Genomic DNA, 17,577 nt, shown 5'->3' with positions numbered 1-17,577 from the left:
TGAAAAAAGCGCCTTCGGGCGCTTTTTTTTGGTGACGACTGTAGTGTTGTCGGGTTACGCGCTGTGTGCTAACCCGACCTACCCGACCTACCTCGATCTGCGTTGCTCAGGCTTTCATGCGCATGGCCTGATCCAGCAAAGTCAATGCCAGCCGCACGGTGTCATCGGGCAGGTCCAGCAAGTTATCTCCCACATACCATTCCACCACGCTGTGCCCGGGCAGGGCGGCGTGGCTGGCGCGGCCGAACAGCCAGATGCCGTGGTCTTGCGCCAGCTGATTGCGGATGGCGATGGCCCGCTCGCGCGAGACGGGCAGGTGCAGGTGCAGCATGTTGGCCTGCGGGGCGGCGGGATTGACGGCAATCGATGGAAAATCGCGCAACAGCGCGTACAGCCACTGCGTGCGTGCGAAATAGCGGGGCATGGCGGCGAGGCGCGCGTCGAACTGCATGGCGGCGGCCACCACGTAGGGCGTGCGGTGGACGATGTTGCCGCCCTGGCGGCGGAACCATTCGCGCGCCCGTTCGACAAAGGGGCGGCTGCCGGCCAGCACGGCGCCGCCGAGGCCGCCGATGCCCTTGTACAGCGACACGTAGACGGAGTCAAAGCCGTCGCAGATGGCGGGCAGGGATTGGTTGAAACCGGCTTGCGCTTCCCACAGGCGCGCGCCATCCATGTGCAAATGGATATTGTGGTCGCGGCAGTGCCGCTTGATGTCGTTCAACGCGTCCCATGACGGGCACTGGCCGCCGATTTCGCGCATCGGCAACTCGACCTGCGCGGCGCCCAGCGCATCGGGCACGGCGCACAAATCGTCGACCGTCCAAGGACGGTGCGGGTCGCCGAGTATCAAACCCTTGAAGTGATCGAGCAATTCATGGTTGCCCCGCTCGTGGCGCAGGATATGCGAAGTGGGGTGCAGCGCGACCAGGCGCGAGCCCCGGTCCTGGCACGCCAGGCGCAGGGCCGTCACTTGCGTCATGGTGCCCGTGATGCAGAATACGGCAGCCTCGAAACCGAGCAGGCTGGCGATCTTGTTCTCGAACTGTTCGATCAGCGCGCCTTCGCCATAGGTATCGTGCGCAACAGCATTGGCGTCGCACCAGGCGGCCATGGCGGCGAAGGTGGCGGCTGGCGTGGGCTGGCGGTGGCCGGGCAGGACGGTGTGGCAGCGCTGGCGCAGCTCAAGTTCGTTCACGGTGTTTTCCTCACAAGGTGGCCGTGGCCAGTTTCGCGCCAAAGCCGATGAACATGGCGCCCACGCCGCCGCCCATGCCGGCCGACAGGCGGCGACGGCGGCGGAAGGTGTCGGCCAGGCGGGCGCCGACAAAGATGATGGCCGTCAGATAGGTAAAACTGATCACCTGGCAAATCAGGCCCAGGCCGACGAAGGACAGCACGGGATTCGGGAAGGCCGGGTCGACGAACTGGATGAAGAAGGAGATGAAGAACAGGATCGCTTTCGGGTTCATCAGGCTGATGATCAGCGCCTTGCGGAATGGATCGCTTTCCTTGACGGGGGCTGGCGCGGCAGGCGCCTCACCGTCGACGGAGCTTGGCGCGCGCAGCTTGCGCCAGCAGCCGATCAGCATTTGCAGGCCGATCCAGCCCAGGTAGGCCGCGCCGATGTATTTCACGACGTAGAACAGGGCCGGGCTGGCTTTCAGCAAGGAGGCCACGCCGCAGGCCGACAGCACCATCAATATCAGGTCGCCGGCGAAGATGCCGAAGGCGCCCTGGTAGGCGGTGCGCACGCCCCGTTGCGCGGCCACCGACAGCACATACATGGAATTGGGACCAGGCAGGATGACGATGAAGATCGTCCCCAGTAAAAAGGTCCAGAAGTCGGTGATGCCCAGGTTGGCGTGGAAAAGTGCGTTCATGATGGTCCTGTTTAATTGAGTTGTACGTGATGGAATTGCAGGGCCGCCAGATTCGCATAGATGCCACCCAATCCGACCAGTGACGCGTGCGTGCCCGTCTCGACGATCTTGCCGTCTTCCATGACGATGATGCGGTCGGCCCGCTGGACGGTGGCCAGGCGGTGCGCGATGATGACCGTGGTGCGTCCCACCATCGCCGCTTCCAGCGCTTTTTGCACCAGGCGTTCCGATTCCGCGTCCAGCGCGCTGGTCGCTTCATCGAGCAGCAGCAGCGGCGGATTTTTCAGCAGGGCGCGGGCGATGGCGATGCGCTGGCGCTGGCCGCCGGACAGGCGCACGCCCCGTTCGCCGAGGAAGGATTTGTAGCCGTTCGGCAGGCGCTCGATAAATTCGTGGGCGGCCGCCATCTTCGCGGCCGCGATGACTTCCGCATCGCTGGCGCCGGCGCGGCCGTAGCGGATGTTTTCCATGGCGTCGGCCGAGAAGATCACGGTATCTTGCGGCACGATGCCGATGGCGTCGCGCAGGGTGTGCAGGTCAAGCTGTTTGATATCGACACCGTCGAGGCGGATGCTGCCGCTTTGCGGGTCATAGAAGCGCAGGAACAGCTGGAACAGCGTGGTCTTGCCGGCGCCCGACGGACCCACGACGGCCACCGTTTCGCCGGCGCGGATATCGAGGCTGACGTGATCGAGTGCTGCAGTATCGGGACGCGACGGGTACGAGAACATGACATCGTCCAGCGACAGCGCGGCGCCGGTGGCGGCGCGCGCGGGCAGCGGCAGCGGCGTGACCGGCGATTCGATTTCCGATTTGACGGCCATCAGTTCCAGCAGGCGTTCGGTGGCGCCGGCCGCGCGCTGCGCTTCGCCCATCACCTCGGACAGGGCGCCGATGGCGCCGGCCACGATGGATGCGTACAGGATGAACTGGCCCAAATCTCCGCCCGTCATCGAGCCTTCCAGCACGGCGCGCGCGCCCAGCCACAAGACAAACACGATGGTGCCGAAGACCAGCAGGATGGCGATCATGGTGAGCAGGGCGCGGGCGCGGATGCGGCGCATGGCCGTCATGAAGGCGCCTTCGACGGAGTCGCCGAAGCGTTTCGATTCGATTTTCTCGTGCGTAAAAGCCTGCACGGTGGGCATGGCGTTGAGGATTTCCCCGGCCATGGCCGACGCGTCGGCGATGCGGTCCTGCGAATCGCGCGACAGCTTGCGCACGCGGCGGCCAAACACGATGATGGGCACGACGACGAGGATCAGCAAGCCGATGATGATGCCCGCCAGCTTGGCGCTGGTGACGAACAGCATCACCAGGCCGCCCAGGAACAGCAGCACATTGCGCAGCGCCATCGAGATACTGGTGCCGACGACGGCCTGTATCAGGGTCGTGTCGGTGGTGATGCGCGACAGGACTTCACCCGTCTGCGTCGTTTCAAAGAAGGCAGGGCTTTGCGTGACGACGTGGCGGTACACGGCGCTGCGGATGTCGGCCGTGACGCGCTCGCCCAGCCACGACACAGTATAGAAGCGCGCCGCCGTGGCCAGCGCCAGGATGGACGCCACGCCGAACAGGGCGAGGAACACCAGGTCGACGTGCTGGATGCTGCTCGAGCCGGCCGCGCCGCCGAAACCGAGGTCGATCATCTGCTTGAAGGCTGCCGGAATGGCCAGGGTCGAGGCGGCGGCCACCACCAGCGCGATACCGGCCAGGAAGAACTGCTTGCGGTACGGCGTCAGAAAGGGCATCAAGCCCTTGAAGGCGGCCAGGCTGCCTTTTTTCAGTTCGCGGCTGGTGCCGGTGTCGGGCGTGGGTGCGGTGCTTGCGGCGGTTGCTGCGGTTGTTGAACTGGTGCTGCCTGTTTCTGTGCTGGTTGTCATTGTTTTTCGCTTAGTCTTTACTGTATTTTGTACTGCTTACAACTTCATCGGCTGGACGTAGCCCGTCATTTCCAGGTAGGCGCGGCCCACCGGCTGGCCGTCGCGCTCCACCGTCACGGCGCCTTCCCAGTACACGGCTCCCGTCGAGCGGCGCGAATCGAGTTCCTGGTCCGCTTGCAGCGGCTTGATGTGCCAGCGCGTGGCACCAGTGCGGATCTCGGTGGCGACCGGGTATTCGGCTTGTGTGCGGGGCGAGCGCCACAGCTGCGTGGGCGTGAAATCGACGTCGCCGGGCGCGAACTGCGTCATCTTACCGGACGCGTCGCGCCATGTCGCGTGCGCCCATAGTTTAGCACCTGTTTTGCTGCGGATCTGGAAGGCCATCAGGGCGCCGCCGTCATCAAGGTTGGCGCCTATCCAGTTCCAGCCGCTGGCATCTTCATCGAGCACCTGGCTCGACCACTCGTGATCGAGCCAGGTGGCGCCCGTCACGGCTTCCGGCTTGCCGCCCGCGCGCGCGATCGTGCCCGTTGTGCGCAGCTGCGGCTTGCTGTAGTAGTAACTCGATTGCGCGGGCCGCGCGCCCTTGCGCGAGTAGCCGTTCTCGCCCTGCAGCAGCACGGGCTGGGTCGGGGCCAGGGTCAGCTGCAAGTTGAATTCGCGCGCGGCGAGGCTGACGCGGTAGCTGCCGTCCGCTTGCCGCCGCATGCGCCAGTCATCGAGTTTCACGTCCGTGTCGCCCACCTTGGCGTAGGCCAGGCCGAAACCCTCGCGCGCGCTTTTCTCGTCGTGCAGCAGCTTGCCCACTTTCGGGTCGGACAGGGCCGCATGGCCGATGATCAGCTGCTTGGGCGCAAAAGCGCTGGGGTTGTCCGCGTCCGTGGCCGTGGCGCTGCGAAAGAAGGTCACCTGGTAGCCCAGTTGCTCGCCGCCGGCGGTTTTTACCCAGCCCGTGGCGTACCACCATTCCGTTTTATACGCGGGATGGGCGCCGAAGTCGTGCGGCAGGCGCAGGGTCTGGCCGGCAGGCAGCGGCGTGACGGGGGCGAAGGCGGGCGGCGCGGCCAGGGCAGGCAAGGCCAGCGCAAGCAGCAAGATGGCGATATGGCGCATTACCAGTCCTCCCTGACGGCGCGGATGGGGCCAGCAGACAGCGCCTGGCGGCCTGCGATCAGCGCCGTGGCGGCGGCTGCCGTCAACAGGGCGCCGGCCACGGTGGCGATCAGGGGCCAGGGCAGGTGCAGTTGCATGGTCCAGTGGAACGATTGGGGATTGACGATGAAGACCAGCACAAAGCTGATCAACAAGCCCAGGACAAAACCGGTGGCGATGCCCAGCGCCGTCAGCGCGCCCCCTTCCAGCGCCAGGATGGACAAGATCTGACCACGCGTCACGCCCACGTGGCGCAGCATGCCGAATTCGCGCGCGCGCGCCAGGGTCTGTGCGGAGAACGTGGCGGCCACGCCGAACAGGCCGATGACGATGGCGATGGCTTCCAGCAGATACGTGACGGCGAAGCTGCGGTCGAAGATCCGCAGGCTCAGGGCGCGGATGGCCGAGGGGTTCGACACTTCCAGGCTGGCGCCGAAGGGCAACGCTTTCAGGCGCTGCTGCAGCGCGTCGCCCGTGGCGTCCTTGGCCAACCACAGGGCCGCATCGCTGACATCGAGGTCGCCCGTCAGCGCGCGATAGTCGTCCAGCGGCATCTGGATGGCGCCGGACGAGCGCGCATAGTCGCGCCAGATGCCGGCGACAAAGAACTGGTGCAAGCCGCCCGCCAGCGGCAGAGCTATCTGCTGGCCAGGTTTGACGTTGTACAGGTCGGCCGCCGCTTCGGACAGCCACACGGGTTTCGCGCCATTGGGCACGGGCAGGGTGTCGCCCACCAGCACCATGCTCTTGCCCGGGTCCTGCAAATTGATGGGGCGCGCCAGCAAGATCACGTTGGGGCGGTCGGGCGCCAGCGACAGCGAACGCACGCGCTGGAAATCCACCCTGGCCACCTCGGGCAGGGCCGTGATGCTCGCCTGTTCGCGCGGGTTCAAGCCTGCCGTGCCGCCGCTGGCGGCCGTGCGCGCATACACGTCGGCCGGCAAGATCTGCAGCAGCCAGTCGTCGACGGAGACGCGGAAACTCGACACCATGATGGCCATCGCCACCATCAGGCTAAAGCTTGACAGCACGCCGCCGAGGGCGATGCCGGCCTGGCCCGAGGCGTTTGCCAGGCGCGCCAGGGTCAGGCTGCGCACGGGCGCATGTTTGCTCGTTTCCGTGCGCAGCCAGGCGCGCTGCAGGAAACGGAAGACGACGGCGGCCAGCTGCGGCATCAGGGCGATGGCGCCGATCAGCAGCAGGGCGATGGACAGATAGCCGAACAGGGGCAGCTCGAACACGGGCGGCAGGAACGTCAAAGCGCCAGCCAGCAGCAAACATGCCAGCGCCGGCCAGGTCTTGGCCAGGCGCGTCGTCACGACTTCCTCGCTGCCCGATTTCAGGGCGATGGCGGGTGCCGCGCGCGCCGCTTCCAGCGCTGGCGCAGCGCAACCCAGCAAGGCGACGCCAAGACCCAGCGCGAAGTAGACGAAGGCGGCGACGGGCGTGAACTGCACCTGCGGCTGCACGCCCGCGAAATAGCCGGCGCCCAGGTCGCCGCCGAAAAAGCGCAGGGCCACGGCCGCCATGGCGTAACCGCCGGCGATGCCCAGTACGGCGCCGACGACACCGAGGCTGGCGCCTTCCAGCAGCACCTGGCGCAGCAACTGGCCCCGCTCCATGCCCAGCACGCGCAGCAGCGCGAATTGGCCGCGGCGGCGGATGACGGACAGGGCCTGCGTGGAAAAGACCAAAAAGGCGCCCGTAAACAGGGCGACGAGGGCCAGTACCGTCAGATTGACCCGGTAGGCGCGGCTCAGGTTATTGTTGCGGCTATTCTGGTTTTCGTCATTCGGCTGACCCACCTGGAAGCGCCCCGGGTACTGCGCTTCCAGCGCGCGGGAAAGATCCGCCTGGAAGGCGTCGCGGTTGACGCCCTGGCGCAGTTTCAGGTCGATGCGCGACAGTTTGCCCAGCTTGTTGAAGCGCCATTGCGCCGCGCCGATATCCATTACGGCGATGCGCTGGCCGGCGCGCGCGCGCTGCAGCGAACCGGCCACGCGCAGGGACACCGTGCCCGTACCCGATTGCAGAACCACCTGGCCGCCTTCGGCCACGTCGAGCCAGCGCAAGGCGGCTGGCGACAGAAAGACGGCGTCGTCGGCCAGGGTGTCGAAAGGCTGGCCTTCGGCTGGCGCGCCGATCAGGTCGGGCGAGATGAAGCCCGCGCGGAAGACGTCGAGCGCCAGGATGTGCAGCGGGCCGCCGTCCTTCTTGCCCGCCACCGTGGCTTGCAGCTCCAGCACGGGCGAGGCCACGGCCACGCCGTCGCGCTGCGCCAGCTGCGGGTAGACGGCTTCGTCGAACAGCGCTTCGCGCCCGGCCACCTGCACGTCGGCCTGGCCGGACAGGCTTTTGACGGCCGTGGAAAATTCATTGAAGGCGGCCGCGTTGATCAGATGGATGGCAAATCCCAGCGACACGCCGATGGCGATGGCCAGGATGGCGACGAGGGCGCGCACGGGATGCGCGCGCCATTCGCCCAGCAGTAGCCAGCGCGACAGCAGGCGCGTCGTCGCCGGGCTGGCCAGCGGCGCACTCAATTCAGGCATTCGACGGCGAGGCGTTCACCGGCGCGCCGCGCTTTCAGTTGCGCCGCGTCGCGGGTTTTATCGCCCGCGCCGACGGCGTCCTGTGCCGCCCATTTCTGTTCCAGGCGCAGCTGGGCGCAATGCTTGTCGCGCGCTTCAAGCTGTTTGGCGGCCCGTTCACGGGCCTGGTCTTCCAGTTTTTCCTGCTGCTTGCGCGCCGCTTCCATCTGGCTGGCCACCCGTTCCTGGCGCGTGGCCGCACCCTTGTCGACGGCAGGCGGAGGCGAGGGGACTTCGAGGATCTGCAGCTGGCCGGCCGTGCACGGCGTGGCGCTATAGCTGGTGTGGCCATCCTGCACGCATTTGTAGACGTCCTGCGCGCTGGCGGAACCGGCCAGCAAGGCTATGGCACATAGCAGAAGGGACGGCGATCTCACAATATCTTCCCCGGATTCATGATGTTCTGCGGGTCCAGCGCCTGTTTGACAGCGCGCATCAGCTGCAGTTCCAGCGGCGATTTATAACGCGCCAGATCGTCCTTTTTCAGGGCGCCGATGCCGTGTTCGGCCGAAATGGAGCCGCCAAAGCCATGGACCTGGTCGTGCACGATGCGGTTGATGGCATCCTGGTTGGCCAGGAAATCCTGGTCCGTCATGCCGGCGGGCGGCGCCACGTTGTAATGCAGGTTGCCGTCGCCCAGGTGGCCGAAGCACACGAGCTGGCAGCCGGGGAAGGCCCTTGCCAATGCCGCATCCGTGACGCTGATGAAATCGGCGATGCAGGAAATCGGCAGCGAGATATCGTGCTTGATGTTCTTGCCCGCCTGCGCCTGCGCCAGCGGAATATGTTCGCGCAGCTGCCATAGTCCCTCGGACTGCGCCACGGAACTGGCGACGACGGCGTCGGCTATCAATTCGTCTTCCAGGGCCGCGCCGATGCTCGCTTCCAGCAATTCCACGGCGTGCGCCTCGGACTGGCTGCTCGATAATTCCAGCAGCACGTATTGTCCGTGGGCTTCGGCGAAAGGCCGCGGCAGTTGCGGGAACTGTTCCGCCACCAGTTGCAGACAGTATTGCGACATCAGTTCAAAACCCGTCAGGCTGGCGCCGCAATGGTCCTGCATCAGGCTTAATAAACGCAGGGCGTGGGCGGGCGTAGGCATGGCGGCCAGCGCCGTGATACAGGCTTTCGGCTGCGGATACAGCTTCATGACGGCGCCGGTAATGACCCCCAGAGTGCCTTCGGCGCCGATGTACAGGTCGCGCAAATCGTAGCCCGTATTATCCTTGCGCAGGCCGCGCAAGCCGCTCCAGACTTCGCCCTGCGGCGTGACCACTTCCAGGCCCAGGCACAGTTCGCGGGTATTCCCGTAGCGCAGCACGGCCGTGCCGCCCGCGTTCGTCGCCAAATTTCCGCCGATGGTGCAACTGCCTTCGGCCGCCAGCGACAGGGGGAACAGGCAACCGGCGGCGCTGGCCGCTTCCTGGATGGTTTGCAGGATGCAGCCCGCGTCCACGGTGATGGTGCGGTTGACGGGATCGAGCGCGCGTATGCCGTTCAGGCGCGTCAGCGACAGCACGACGGCAGTGCCGGCGGCATCCGGGATGCTGCCCAGCACCAGGCCCGTGTTGCCGCCCTGCGGTACGACGGGGATCTGCCATTGCGTGCAGGCGCGCAGAATACCCGCCACGTGTTCCACAGTGGCGGGGCGCAGCACGGCCAGGGCCTTGCCCGTAAACCTGTCGCGCCAGTCGGTGAGAAAGGGCGCCGTGTCGGCGTCGCTGGTGAGTACATGAGTGTCGCCCAGCAGGTCGCGGCAGGCGGCGAGGAAATCGGTTTGATCAGTCATTTCTTGATGCTCACTTTATTCACTTTTTCCAGCAGTTCCCGGGCCATGCGCTTGGCCGCCTTTTTATACGGGCGCAGATACAGCACGGCGCAGACAAAATAGATGCAGACGATGACCGCTTCGCCCCAGGCCATCAGGGCCGAGGTGGGGTTCGTGTCGCTGTAGCCGCGCACCACACCTTCCGTGAAATACAGCAGGATGACCATCGACGACCATTGCAAGGTGTAGACGTCGCGTTTGATGACCCCGTACAGGGGAATGAGCAGGGGCGCCGCCTTGAGGACGGCCCAGGAGCCGCCCGGCTGCAGCGGGGCGATCACGGTTTCCCACAGCACGCACCAGGCGATCAGAGTGACGAGGCTGGCGATGGCGCCCCAGTGAAAATACTTGTGCAGTACGCCGTGCATCATGCGCCTGCCAGTTTCGCGGCGTTTTCCGCCAGACGCCGGCCCAGGGCGATGGCCAATCGCTTTTCATCGTCGCTCAGGGCCTTGTCGCCATCGATGCCCGACCAGTGCGTGGCGCCATACGGCGAGCCGCCCGTGGACGTCGTCATCAGTTCGGGATGCGTGTAGGGCAGGCCCATGACCAGCATGCCGTGGTGGAAGAGGGGGATCATCATCGACAGCAAAGTCGATTCCTGGCCGCCGTGCAGGCTGCCCGTGGACGTAAACACGCAGGCGGGTTTGCCGGACAGGCTGCCGGCCAGCCAGTCGCTGGCCGTGCCATCCCAGAAGTACTTCATGGCGGCGGCCATGTTGCCGAAGCGCGTGGGCGACCCCAGGGCCAGGCCCGCGCATTCCTGCAGATCGTCCAGTTCCACATAAGGAGCGCCGTCAAGCGGCACCTCGGGCGCCGTTGCTTCGGCTACCGTTGAGACGGCGGGCACGGTGCGCAGGCGCGCATCGCAGCCAGGCACGCTTTCCACTCCCTGGGCTATCAGTTCGGCCAACTGGCGCGTGGCGCCATGGCGTGAATAAAACAATACGAGAATAATCAGATTGGTTGGCTTCATCATTGGTATTATAGGGCGCTTTACAGCCTGATACGACTGCTGTCATGGCGCCGTTCTGATTTTGCACATGTTTTCAAAATATATAATCCCGTTCTTCCAATACCTGTGGCGCACCCTGCACGTCGGTGCCGACATTGTGCGCGGCCTGACGTGGTCCGAAACGCGCGACCTGCTGCAGTTCGCGCGCCGCCGCGTGCGCGAGGAAAGCCTGCCGCAAGTGGCCGGCAGCCTGACTTTCGCCACCGTGTTCGCGCTGGTGCCGCTGCTTACCCTGGCCCTGGCGATCTTCACGACGTTCCCCCTGTTTAATACCTTCCGCCACGCGCTGGAAGATTATTTCGTGCAAAGCGTGATGCCCAAGGGGATATCGAACACTATCCTCGATTATCTGACCACGTTCGCCTCGAAGGCCACGCGCCTGTCGGCCATCGGCGCGGGCGCCCTGATCGTCACGTCGGTGGGCATGATGGGCTTGATCGAGCGCGTCTTCAACCGCATCTGGCGCGTGCGCCAGGAGCGCCGCTGGACCAAGCGTCTGCTTGTTTACTGGGCCATCGTCACCCTGGGACCGCTGCTGGTGGGCGTGTCGCTGACGGTGACGTCGCGCCTCTTCATGGCCACCAGCGGCGTGGTTGGCGCCGTGCCTTTCATCGGCGCCGTGTTTTATACGCTGGTGTCGATCGGCCTGACCATGCTGGCGTTTACCCTGCTCTACATCGCCGTGCCGAACCGCGACGTGGACTGGCGCGACGCGGCCTGGGGCGGCTTGCTGGCCGCGCTGGCGTTCGAGGTGGCCAAGCGGGGTTTCGGCGAATTCATCCAGGAATTCCCCACGTATTCGCGCATCTACGGCGCGCTGGCCGCCTTGCCGCTGTTCCTCGTGTGGATATACCTGAGCTGGATGATCACCCTGGTGGGCGCTCTGCTGGTGGCCGCCTTGCCCGTCGTGAAATATGAACGCTGGTGGTATGAAGCGGCGCCGGGCAGCGAATTCGTCGACGCCGTCGCCATCCTGAAAGTGCTGCATCAGGCCTGCCATTGCGCTGATTCGGCCCTGGTGGGCGCGGCCGAGATCCGCCGCAGCACGCGTCTGGGCTTCGAAGAGATGGAAACCCTGCTCGACAAGATGGTGCAGCAGGGTTGGGTGGGCAGAGTCAACGTGGATGGCGCCGTGCGCGTGCAGTGGGGCAAGCGCGTGGCCGACAGTTCCGACCACTGGGTCTTGCTGGGCAACGTCAACCGCATCAGCCTGGCCGATGTCTACCGTTTATTCGTCTTCGGCGGCATGCGCGTGAACTCCGGCTATCCGGCTGGTTCCACGAATGAACGCGACATCAAGGCGGCCGAAGAAGCGGCAGCGCTGGCGGCGCAGGTGGAAAACGCCGTGGAGCAGGGACTGGGCTTGAGTTTGGCGCAGCATTTTGGGGTAGTGCGCTGCGCGTGACGGGCCCCGGCCGCGCGCTTCCTTGCCGGCCTATGCCCCGCACGATAGGGCAAGCATGTCATAAACTGGTCACCGAAGGCCGGTAAGCTTTCCTCTTCATTCATCTTGTTGAGGAAGCAAATATGCGTTGTCATTTGAGCGGTTTGAATGTGTGCCGCGGCTTGGCCATCGTGGTGGTCAGCGGCGTGCTGGCTGCCTGCGGCGGCAGTTCCTCTGCCGCTCCTGAGGCTGCGCCCAAGGACGGGGAAGGCTTGCCGCACCAGCTTGCCGGCTGGGCAGCGTTGCCTGACACGGCACGCTGGCCAGGGCCGGTTACCGGACAGTTCACAGCCGCAGTGCTGGGCGTCACCCCGCCGTTTGCCAGTGGCGTGCCGATTCCCGGCTTTTCCGCGCTGCTCAGGAATGACGACGGCAGCTGGACTGCCATGGCCGACAATGGCTATGGCGCCAAGGGCAATTCGGCCGATTTCGTGCTCGGCCTGTATAACGCCAGCATCAACTTCCGCACGGCCGCTGACGCCGGCAAGACGCCTGGCAGCATCAAGCTCAACAGCTTCCTGGCCTTCAACGACGCCAAGGGTTTCTTAAACGATGGCAAGGGCGTTGACCTGAAAATCACGGCCGACTACGTCAACTACCCCAGCAACACCACCGGCGGCCTGGTCTTTGCCGACAGCGGTATCGCCGTGGATGCGCGCATTCGCGCTGGCCGCTTGCTGACGGGTTTTGATTTCGACATCGAGTCGCTCGCGCGCGCTGCCGACGGTACTTACTTCGTGGGCGAGGAATTCGGCCCCTATATCCTGCACTTCGACAAAAACGGCACGCTGATGGGCGACCCGGTTCCCCATCCTTTCCTGCGTAGCCCGGCCAATCCGGAAGTGCTGGGCAAGGGCGCCAGCATCACCCTGTCAGGCAGCCGCGGCTTCGAAAGCCTGGCCTACAACGCCGACCGCAGTCTGCTCTACGCGGTGCCGGAAGCGGCGCCAAGCGACCCGTCGCTGCGGCCCGTCGCAGCCGATGAGCGCTACCTGAACATTTTTGAGTTCGACCCCGGCGCCATGCGCTACACGGGCAAGAACCTCGTGTACCGCAAGGATGGCGCGGTCAAGGACAATGGCGTCGTGATCGGCGACATGACCAATGTCGGCGGCAGCAAGTTCGTGCTGATCGAACGCGACGGCTTCTGGGGCGCCAAGGCCGTGATCAAGCGCCTGTACCTGGTGGACCTGAAAGAAAAAGACGCTGACGGCGCGCTCAAGAAAACGCTGTTGGTGGACTTGCTGAACATCTCCGACCCCAAAGGCATAGGCGGGCAGGCGAGCAATATGCCCGTGGGTAAGTTCAGCATGCCTTTCGACTCGGTGGAGAGCGTTGAAGTACTCGATGCCCAGACGCTTGTCGTGGCAATCGACACGAACTACCCGGGTGAAGACGGCCGCAAGCCGGGCAAGCCGGACGATACCGAAGTCATTACCCTGCGTTTTGACAAGGCGCTATTCGATCGTTCCGCCAAATAAAGACGACGTGCCGGCAATCCCCTCATAGCAGGACCGGCCGCAAGGCCGCCTGCAGCGCCATTGCCTTGAACGCTTCCGCATCCTGCGCCCGCACCACGCCCAGGTAATACGTGTCCTCGCCGCCGTGCAGGTTCACCAGGCGCAGCTGATGCGGCGCCAGGTGCGCGGCGATGGCGGCCAGGCCTTCGGCCATCGCGTCGCCGTCTTCCCGCTCCGCCCAGCGGAAGTCCTGCAGCGCGGGCAGGTCGATGTGCTGGCCTATGCGCGGCACTTCCTCGACCGATTTCCAGTCCAGGGTGGTGCCGTGGCCCTGCGTGTGGGAAGCCGTGGACCAGAGCAGGAAGAAGCATGCCGTTTCGGGCGAGTCGCCTTCGTATTCCTCTTCCGGGTCGTCCTCCTCCAGCTCTTCCAGGGTGATGTCCACGCAGCGCGCGGCCAGGTCCGCATCGCCCAGCAAGAGCAGGGCGGCCATGCTGCGCAATTGCTCGCGGTCGGCCTTGGCCAGGATTTGCGCCGGCGTGAAGCTGCGGCGTTTGGCAGGCTTTTTCTCGGGCTTTTTCTTGCCCAGGCCCATGGCCTCGCTCAGTTGCGCTGTGACGTTGGCCTTGAAGTTTTCCACGGTGTCGAACTGCTCCAGCAGCTGGCCCGTGAAATCCATGCTCCAGGCCATGCCATCCTTGACGACATACAAAAAGTCGCTTTGCACGGCCACGCCGCGCAGATGGTGGGCGGGGGGATACAGGGGCGTGAAAGCTGGTTTTCCATCCAGGGTCAGCATGCAGGCCAGCCCTCGCGCATCGATGGCGAAGATCAGGTTCTTGCGCAGCTTCGGTGGCGACGAGGTCGTGGCGCAATCGATGGCTTCGTACCGGCACGGCGCCAGCAGCTCGCCCTGGCTATTGACCAGGCCAAACAGGAAGCGCCCGGCGATGCGCTGGCTGACGATGGCGATTTTTTTCTTGGTGCCGAAATCCTGCACGGAGCTGTAGGCCGGCGGCACCACGACCTTGCCCATCTTGTCGACCACGCCGTGCACATTGCGCTTGTCGTCATCGTCAATCTGGTCCGTCTGGCGCTCGATGTCGATCAAGCCATCTTCGCGCTGGCACATATTGTCCACCCTGTCGATGAGCAGCGCGCCATCGGGCAGGCGCAGCAGACGGCTGGCACCGTCCGGATCGATCTGCTGCAGCAGGTGGGGGCTGATCACATACAGGGCGCCGGGGGCGGGCGGCAGCACCACCGTGCCGTTCAAGTCCATGACGCCGTGCGCATCGGGCGCGTCCGCCGTGGCAAAGGTGATCCAGCCATCGTCCGCATAGTAAACACCCAGGTCCACATAGCGTTGCGACAGCGGCACGATCCAGCGGCCATAGGGCGTGACCAGGCCGGTGACGTCCGGTTCGCCGGCGGCGCTCACTTCATAGCACAGCGCGTCCTCCTCCCAGCCCACCACTTCCAGGCCTTGCAGGAACGGCAGTTCGTTCGCGCCCAGTTCCTCGACATCGGCCAGCTGCGCGCTGGCGGTGGCCGACCAGTAGCCGGTGGCCGGCGACGCGGCGCCGATGGCCAGCAACGGCGCCAGCGCGTCCCGGTCGTCGCGCAGCAGAGCGGAGTGCAGGCCTTGCGCCTCGGCGCGCAGGGCGTCTAGCCCGGCCGCGTATTCCGGCGTGCCGATATCGTGGGGGATCAGCTGCACGACATCGAGGATCAGCCACGGCTGGCCGCCGGCCAGCAGGGCGCTGATGGCGCTGCGCGCGACGATGGCGGCTGCATCGCGCGGCCTGTCCATCAGCGTTGACAGAACTTGCCAGCTGGCTTGCGCCTGCGCCATCGGCGCGGCCAGCACGCAGGCGCAGTCCTCGCCATCGCCGTAGATGGGCCAGGCGACAGCTTGCGTGCCGGCGCCGACGAGCAGCTTGAACAGCATGGGAATGTCCAGCCGCCATTCGGCCAGGCCTGTGATCGTATCGGTGTCGAAGCCGGCCTGGCCGGGTAAAAATGCGGTGCTGAACAGGGCTGCGGTATTGATCATGTCTCTTCGTTAAATGTTGGGGGATCAAGGCGATGGCGGCATGAGCCAGTGCGTCAGTGCGCCGCGATCGAGTCCCAGCTGTTTGGCCGCGGCGGCCGCTTCGAAAGCCCACAGGCCGTAATAGCCGCCGAGCCCCTGCGCGCGCAAATGGCCGTTGAACCAGTCTTCGTGGACCAGGGCCCCGTGCCAGCTGGCCAGGTAGTTGCGCAGGTGCTCGAGCTGCTGCGCAGGGTCGTCCGCGTCCAGGCAGTCGTACAGGGCGGTATAGGGTTCGGCGAAATACCATTCGTCGACGGCGGGACGCTGCGGATCGATGGCGGACAGCAGGGCTTCATACACGCCATCTTCGCCATCGAAGGCCGTTTGCAGAGCGGCCAGGCGGGCAGCCAGGTCGTGGCGGCCGAACAGCAGGGCGGCGCCCAGCAACTGCAGGGTGCGTGCGTAATCCGTCAATTGTTCGAAATCAAAGGCGGGCAAGGCATCGTCATCGTAGGCTGCGGCCAGGGCCGCGCGCGCCGTTTCGCAGGCGGCGATGGCCGCTTCCAGCGCCGTTTCCACGTCAGGCAAGGGCAAGCCTGCCGTGTAGCGCAGCGAAAAGACCTGGTAAGCCGTGCTGGCGGCCGCACATGCCCAGTAGGCGCAATCGCCACCGTCGGTTTCCGCCTGGGTCTGCGCGCGGACATAGGCAGCCAGCAGGGCGTCGAGGTAGGCGAGGTTGCGGCTAAAGTCGAACGGGGCGGGCGGCACCTGGCGCGGCGCGTGGGGCCAGGGCGTGGATGAAACCGGGCAGATATCTGCGCAGTCGCGCTGGATGGCCCAGTCGGCGAAGATTTTCCGCATATACTGCGCAGTTTCGTCGTCGTGGACGATGGCGCCGACGCCCACAAAGGTCGTGCCCAACAGGGTGTAGCCAGGGAAGCGGCTGCTCTCGTAAGAGATGGTTGTCACGCTCTGGATGGTTCTGCCGTCGCTCAGGTCGCGCACGCGGAAGTACACGTCGTCCCAGCCGACCAGCGGTGGCGCTGGCGGTTCATTCGGCAGGGTGGTCCAGCTGCTGTCCGCTTGCTCTTCATAGGCGTCGAGCAGCTCGTCGAGGCCACCGGGGCGGTCGATGCGGTTGTTGGCGTCGTATTGCAGGCCCAGTTCGGCCGCGAAGGCTGCCGCGTGGCAGCCCTCGAAGACCAGGTACTGGGAGCTCGTGGTGCCGACCAGCAGGTCCGTCTGCTGGCCTGCCACGACGAGCGCCTGCGGTAGCCTGCACCACTGGTAGTACGGAATGCCGGCCATCGGGCCGCCTTCGTCCGCCAGCGGGTTAGTGAAGCGCAGCTGTTCCAGCCATTTATAGCGTTCGTGCCGCTGCGCTTCCGTGCCGCTGCCGCGGCCAGTCAATTCATCGAACAGGGTATTCAACAACATCATCCATCTATCCTAAAAAATGTGCGTGGCGTGGCGTCATGCCGCTGCCGTTTGCGCAAAGGAAAACAGCGCGTCGAGCACGGCGTCAGGTTGCTCGGCCATCAATTCGTGCCCGCTGTCGACCTGCACCACGGTGCCATGCGCGATGGCCGCTGTCAGCAGCCGGGTCGACTTGGGCGGCGTCATCATGTCGCGCGCGCCGAAAATGAATAAAGTGGGGCAGTGTACCGAAGCGGCGGCGATTTCGCCGTTCGCGTAGGCATTGCAGGCATAAAAATCCGTATGAAACACGTGATCGGGGTTGAGGGCGGCGATGCGCTGCTTCAGGCGCCGCGCGCCGCCCATGGCATAAAAGCCGGGGCCGGGAAACGACGGCTTTTGCGCGATCGACGAGTGCGACCAGATATTGACCATATCGATGGCCGCCTGTTCATCCGTGAGCGACGTTTCCAGCAACGCCGGCGAGACCTTCATCGGGTAGGTGGAGCCCAGCATGGCCAGGTGGCTGACCCGCTCGGGCGCCAGGTGCGCCGCTTCCAGCGCGATCAAGGAGCCCATGCTGTGGCCGACCAGAATGGCCTTGTGCGTGCCGGCAGCGTCCAGCACGGCCAGAATCCAGTGCGCCAGTTCCTCCACGCTGTTTTTGGCCACGCCCTGGCTGCGGCCATGGCCCGGCAAGTCGACGGCCAGCACGTTCCAGCCATGGTGGGCGAAATAGCGCGTTTGCAAGGCCCACACGGAATGGTCGTTTTGCGCGCCGTGGATGAAGACGGCCGTGGGCTGATCCGGGTTGAACGGTTTGCCGCCCGTGTAGCAGTAGGCGGTGGTGTTGTCGATGGTGAACAGCAT

General features: G+C 65.1%; 14 protein-coding genes. 2 read left to right on the top strand and 12 right to left on the bottom strand.

Annotated features, from left to right (window positions below):
- Nucleotides 1–106 precede the first annotated feature (106 nt).
- The 9 genes from GYK42_RS23820 to wrbA are packed head-to-tail and all read right to left on the bottom strand — an operon-like array spanning nt 107 to nt 10,313.
- Nucleotides 107–1,198, bottom strand: coding sequence for a beta-eliminating lyase-related protein (locus GYK42_RS23820; RefSeq protein ID WP_166449508.1), 1,092 nt, complete (start codon nt 1,196–1,198; stop codon nt 107–109).
- A 10-nt stretch (nt 1,199–1,208) separates the two neighbouring features.
- The gene (gene leuE / locus GYK42_RS23815) at nt 1,209–1,883 is read right to left on the bottom strand and encodes a leucine efflux protein LeuE (RefSeq protein ID WP_166449507.1); all 675 of its coding nucleotides are present in this window, start codon (nt 1,881–1,883) and stop codon (nt 1,209–1,211) included.
- A gap of 11 nt (nt 1,884–1,894) precedes the next feature.
- Nucleotides 1,895–3,766, bottom strand: a complete 1,872-nt coding sequence (locus GYK42_RS23810; RefSeq protein WP_166449506.1) for an ABC transporter transmembrane domain-containing protein — start codon at nt 3,764–3,766, stop codon at nt 1,895–1,897.
- A 36-nt stretch (nt 3,767–3,802) separates the two neighbouring features.
- A complete protein-coding gene (locus GYK42_RS23805; RefSeq protein ID WP_166449505.1) occupies nt 3,803–4,879 on the bottom strand; it encodes a lipocalin-like domain-containing protein in 1,077 nt (358 codons plus the stop codon).
- Complete coding sequence (locus GYK42_RS23800; RefSeq protein WP_166449504.1) at nt 4,879–7,470, bottom strand: FtsX-like permease family protein; 2,592 nt, start codon at nt 7,468–7,470, stop codon at nt 4,879–4,881. The genes GYK42_RS23805 and GYK42_RS23800 overlap by 1 nt, the downstream gene beginning before the upstream one ends.
- Entirely contained in the window at nt 7,458–7,850 is a 393-nt protein-coding gene (locus GYK42_RS23795) for a DUF4124 domain-containing protein (RefSeq protein WP_166449503.1), read from the bottom strand. Before GYK42_RS23795 ends, GYK42_RS23800 begins: the two co-directional genes overlap by 13 nt.
- 32 nt (nt 7,851–7,882) lie before the next feature.
- Entirely contained in the window at nt 7,883–9,298 is a 1,416-nt protein-coding gene (locus tag GYK42_RS23790; RefSeq protein WP_166449502.1) for an FAD-binding oxidoreductase, read from the bottom strand.
- Nucleotides 9,295–9,705, bottom strand: coding sequence for a DUF2069 domain-containing protein (locus GYK42_RS23785; protein WP_166449533.1), 411 nt, complete (start codon nt 9,703–9,705; stop codon nt 9,295–9,297). Before GYK42_RS23785 ends, GYK42_RS23790 begins: the two co-directional genes overlap by 4 nt.
- A complete protein-coding gene (wrbA, locus tag GYK42_RS23780; protein WP_166449532.1) occupies nt 9,705–10,313 on the bottom strand; it encodes an NAD(P)H:quinone oxidoreductase in 609 nt (202 codons plus the stop codon). The genes GYK42_RS23785 and wrbA overlap by 1 nt, the downstream gene beginning before the upstream one ends.
- Before the next feature lie 67 nt (nt 10,314–10,380).
- On the opposite strand from wrbA, the gene GYK42_RS23775 reads away from it, so the two are divergent.
- Together GYK42_RS23775 and GYK42_RS23770 are read left to right on the top strand one after the other, a co-directional pair.
- On the top strand, nt 10,381–11,757 hold the full coding sequence (locus GYK42_RS23775; RefSeq protein ID WP_046682940.1) for a YihY family inner membrane protein: 1,377 nt from the start codon (nt 10,381–10,383) through the stop codon (nt 11,755–11,757).
- Nucleotides 11,758–11,879: 122 nt separating this feature from the next.
- Nucleotides 11,880–13,277, top strand: coding sequence for an esterase-like activity of phytase family protein (locus GYK42_RS23770; protein ID WP_166449501.1), 1,398 nt, complete (start codon nt 11,880–11,882; stop codon nt 13,275–13,277).
- A gap of 22 nt (nt 13,278–13,299) precedes the next feature.
- Here GYK42_RS23770 and GYK42_RS23765 read toward each other — a convergent pair whose 3' ends face one another.
- Genes GYK42_RS23765 through GYK42_RS23755 form a run of 3 tightly spaced genes read right to left on the bottom strand, consistent with a single transcriptional unit; the run spans nt 13,300 to nt 17,577 of the window.
- Nucleotides 13,300–15,312, bottom strand: coding sequence for a DUF6630 family protein (locus GYK42_RS23765; protein ID WP_166449500.1), 2,013 nt, complete (start codon nt 15,310–15,312; stop codon nt 13,300–13,302).
- Nucleotides 15,313–15,336: 24 nt separating this feature from the next.
- A complete protein-coding gene (locus GYK42_RS23760; RefSeq protein ID WP_166449499.1) occupies nt 15,337–16,731 on the bottom strand; it encodes a PoNe immunity protein domain-containing protein in 1,395 nt (464 codons plus the stop codon).
- A 33-nt stretch (nt 16,732–16,764) separates the two neighbouring features.
- The gene (locus tag GYK42_RS23755) at nt 16,765–17,577 is read right to left on the bottom strand and encodes an alpha/beta fold hydrolase (RefSeq protein ID WP_166449498.1); all 813 of its coding nucleotides are present in this window, start codon (nt 17,575–17,577) and stop codon (nt 16,765–16,767) included.

It is taken from the genome of Janthinobacterium lividum (assembly GCF_011601275.1).
GTDB classification, from domain to species: domain Bacteria; phylum Pseudomonadota; class Gammaproteobacteria; order Burkholderiales; family Burkholderiaceae_D; genus Janthinobacterium; species Janthinobacterium lividum_E.
Note: the sequence above shows the minus strand (reverse complement) of the source record. Positions and strands in the feature narration are given on the sequence as shown.

Excerpts from the sequence above, each read along its gene's own strand:
- GYK42_RS23775 (WP_046682940.1), top strand. The coding sequence starts at position 10,381 with ATGTTTTCAAAATATATAATCCCGTTCTTCCAATACCTGTGGCGCACC.
- GYK42_RS23800 (WP_166449504.1), bottom strand. The coding sequence starts at position 7,470 with ATGCCTGAATTGAGTGCGCCGCTGGCCAGCCCGGCGACGACGCGCCTG.
- GYK42_RS23805 (WP_166449505.1), bottom strand. The coding sequence starts at position 4,879 with ATGCGCCATATCGCCATCTTGCTGCTTGCGCTGGCCTTGCCTGCCCTG.
- GYK42_RS23770 (WP_166449501.1), top strand. The coding sequence starts at position 11,880 with ATGCGTTGTCATTTGAGCGGTTTGAATGTGTGCCGCGGCTTGGCCATC.
- GYK42_RS23765 (WP_166449500.1), bottom strand. The coding sequence starts at position 15,312 with ATGATCAATACCGCAGCCCTGTTCAGCACCGCATTTTTACCCGGCCAG.
- GYK42_RS23755 (WP_166449498.1), bottom strand. The coding sequence starts at position 17,577 with ATGCTGTTCACCATCGACAACACCACCGCCTACTGCTACACGGGCGGC.
- leuE (WP_166449507.1), bottom strand. The coding sequence starts at position 1,883 with ATGAACGCACTTTTCCACGCCAACCTGGGCATCACCGACTTCTGGACC.
- GYK42_RS23810 (WP_166449506.1), bottom strand. The coding sequence starts at position 3,766 with ATGACAACCAGCACAGAAACAGGCAGCACCAGTTCAACAACCGCAGCA.
- GYK42_RS23785 (WP_166449533.1), bottom strand. The coding sequence starts at position 9,705 with ATGCACGGCGTACTGCACAAGTATTTTCACTGGGGCGCCATCGCCAGC.
- GYK42_RS23760 (WP_166449499.1), bottom strand. The coding sequence starts at position 16,731 with ATGATGTTGTTGAATACCCTGTTCGATGAATTGACTGGCCGCGGCAGC.
- wrbA (WP_166449532.1), bottom strand. The coding sequence starts at position 10,313 with ATGAAGCCAACCAATCTGATTATTCTCGTATTGTTTTATTCACGCCAT.
- GYK42_RS23790 (WP_166449502.1), bottom strand. The coding sequence starts at position 9,298 with ATGACTGATCAAACCGATTTCCTCGCCGCCTGCCGCGACCTGCTGGGC.